The 3,196-nt window shown below is 37.6% G+C and carries 2 protein-coding genes; both read right to left on the reverse strand.

The genetic code is table 11. The features are described from left to right. Nucleotides 1–122: 122 nt before the first annotated feature. Nucleotides 123–2,399, reverse strand: coding sequence for a hypothetical protein (locus ABD892_RS11335; RefSeq protein WP_345195774.1), 2,277 nt, complete (start codon nt 2,397–2,399; stop codon nt 123–125). A 1-nt stretch (nt 2,400) separates the two neighbouring features. Further along, nucleotides 2,401–3,084: a TnsA endonuclease N-terminal domain-containing protein gene (locus ABD892_RS11340; RefSeq protein WP_345195775.1), complete on the reverse strand. Its 684-nt coding sequence runs from the start codon at nt 3,082–3,084 to the stop codon at nt 2,401–2,403. Between the last annotated feature and the right edge of the window lie 112 nt (nt 3,085–3,196).

Consider the following 3,196-nt stretch of genomic DNA (forward strand, 5'->3'; position numbering starts at 1 on the left):
CAATTCCGAGACTGGCAAATATTATCGAATACGCCTCATGCTGGCTGCCATGTGGTCTGCACAGGAGTTTTTGAGTACTTACTAGTTTTCAAGGTTGTTCGTTAAGTCAGCCATTTCCATACCTACTTCTGAGAATGGTTTTTCATTTGTTCATTGATAAGGCTGCTGTAATCAGGTTCGAAATCTGTATCATCAACAGGATTACAGTCGTCATTGCAATATTCCACAAAAGAGCTATCTTCAGGGTCTGATAACTCAATAGTATTTGCTCTAGCTTGTTCTTCAGCAAGTTCCTTCTTTCTTTCACTGGCGCCAGCCAGAAACTCTCTATTTGATTGATGCTTCGTTAATTCATTCGTCGCCTTTTTCGAATTTTCAGCCCTTGCAGAAAGGCGGTTGTCATATTTAGCCCTTATCTTATCATCGATAGCGTAATCATCCTCTCTATTAGCTGCCTGTACATCCAGAAAGTCCTGCCACTCATACCATGTAAACCCTGAAATTGAGTTAGATCGAATGCTAGAGATCCCTTCTTCAAGTTCAGGTTGAACGGTTCTCAAACATCTTTCTTGAATCGTGCACTTCACATATTTCATTCCATTTTTATCAGGAATGTAGATATGATCAATACTATTATTGTTAAAGCAGATTTCAATAGAGTTTTCAGGATTCCTCTTTGCCTGTTTTCTAGGCTTAGAGGCAACAAGTATTTCTTCCCAGTTGTCCGTCAGGGGCGTATAAAAAAGACCTTTAAACTTAATCCCTCTTGGTGTTACCGTTGCAGAGTCTCTTGGTAAAAGATTAAGCTTAACGATATCTTCAGGGTAGTGCCTGAGGCATCCACCTACTGATTCAACGCCGTGTCTGAATAATTCAAAAGGTCTTGGGGAAACATCCTCCATTACCGCTAGGTTGTCAAGTAAATAAGGATTGCTGATTGATAATTGATTGTGCATCAGGATTAGGTCGATAAAGTCAAGATACATTTCATCAAATGTTTTGATGGACTTTAGTCTCATGTCAGGATCACCATACTTTTTCTTGTTGTAATTTCCTCGGCTAGGATCGTACATTTCCTCCCAGTTTTGCAAAATGTTAAATCGGGTTTCAATTACTCCTTTCCAGTCTGGCCTTTTAGCAACTACCTCAGAAATAGTTACTCCAAGGTTTTTTGTAAGATTCACAGTGAGATTTTTTCTTAATTCAGCTTGATCGATAGTTAATGCTTTAGGAATACCACAAATCATGCATAATTCATCAATATGATCATCATCAGTAAATCCTAGGGCGGTCAGTAGTTTTCTTTTATCTGATGCCATACTCAGTAGGGCCATAACAGCAGCGTCACCTGATGGCTTACCTAACCCCATATACCAGCCAATTATGAAGCGTGTATATACGTCAATAATAATGTAGAACACTGGCTGTCCAATAAGATTGTATGGCGGGTAATGAGAGCGAACATAATAATCAATGATTGTTGCATCAATGACAAAATTATAGCCAGGTCCCCGGGATTTGACTGCGCCGACCTTAGCTCTTCTATTCATTTTGTACGACTTTATGCCAATTTTGTTTTTCTCTCTGGCTTCTACGCCTTTAAGCCTGTAATAATATTTTTTGAATTGATCTCTGGATGGGATTTCATTATCAGTTAATTGAATTCTTTCAATTTTCTTGTCGTCATTCAAGATTTGTCTAAATTTAAACTCCTTTTCTTTCATCAGGCCATAAGCAGACGTTACAGCCATACCTTTGATGTCTATGTATTTTTTTATATATTTATCAAAGATTTTATAATCCTCAATTGTTAACACTCTGCCTGTTATATCTTTTTTTATATATTTCGGCCCTCTTTTGTTTTTCGGTCTGTGCGGATCAGGATCTTTTTCCACACCACAAAGATTGAAGTCTGGGAGCAGTGCATTTATAGTTTTTCCTCTCTTCCAATAGAGCTTTAAATATTTAATCAGTTGTTTTGGAGAGCAATCTGAGCTTTTATAGGCAACGCCTCTACCTTTTTCTGTATATATTTCAGGCTCATTAGTGATGTAAGGCTTTATTGCCTCAAACCTTTTATCCCTGATTTTGACTCTCTTTTTTTTCTTTTCTGCTTCTTCTACCGTATCATTTTTTTTATCAATATCTAGGTTAAGATCATAAAGCCTTTGCCAAGGGTCATTTTTTATGACTGAACCTTCATTGCTCTCGATTTTCCTCTTAATGTAAGCAATATCAAGCTGCTGAGGAAAACTGTTATCAAAAATATTAATCCAAACAAGCTTTTTTTCATCCCTCCATAAAACACGGTATGCAGACACATTTTCTTTGTCCGTACCGTCATCACCATGAGCTAGCTCAATAATATGGTTTTCAAAGATTTCAATGCTGCTATTCATATCAAGATACCAAATATTTTTTTAGTGACAAAACATCTGTCTGTGCACCGATAGACAGTTTCACCATGTTTATATCAATCTTTCTGACAGCAATCATACGATAAAAAATTGTTAGAGTAACGCCAGGGGAACAGCCATGGTACGCATTTATTTTTTTGCACATTTCAGAAATGGTTTCATTTTCTGATGCTGACTTTATAGTGCTTAGAATATGGTGTTCAATTACATCAACATTTACACTTCCCGGTAAAGAAAGTTTATTCTGCTCTACTGTACAGTAACTTTGATGAATGAGTTCCAGATTATCACTAACTTCAGAATTAAAAGACTGGTCAGTAATAATTGAAAATCTAATTCCTTGAAGAGACCAATACGCATATTCAATCTTTTGTTTTGCCAAGACTCGATCATCACGAAGTTCTGAGGTGGGTTTCACTGAAACAGCAAGATGATACTCCTGACCGTTTTCATTGAGAAGAGTAACCAGAAAATCAGTCGTCATATAAATAGCAATGGGCTTTTTCGTATTATAATCAGTCTGACTGGGATGCTTTATTTTAAGCTTTTCCGCAATGGCAAGGGTTAGAGATCGCTTCAGGGGAAACTGCTCTCTAATTTCGACAACATTCTTGGCTAAATCCAAAAAACGGAGAATCCTATGCTCTGTATGAGAGGCCAGTTGCATATCACGCCCGCAAGCCTTAATACCTGAAACTGTAAGTACTCAAAAACCGGTACATAAGGCGATTTCACGTTCTGCCGCCTAAGCTCATCCCCATGTTCCCATTACCGCCTGA

The organism is Kistimonas scapharcae (assembly GCF_039540975.1).
GTDB classification, from domain to species: domain Bacteria; phylum Pseudomonadota; class Gammaproteobacteria; order Pseudomonadales; family Endozoicomonadaceae; genus Kistimonas; species Kistimonas scapharcae.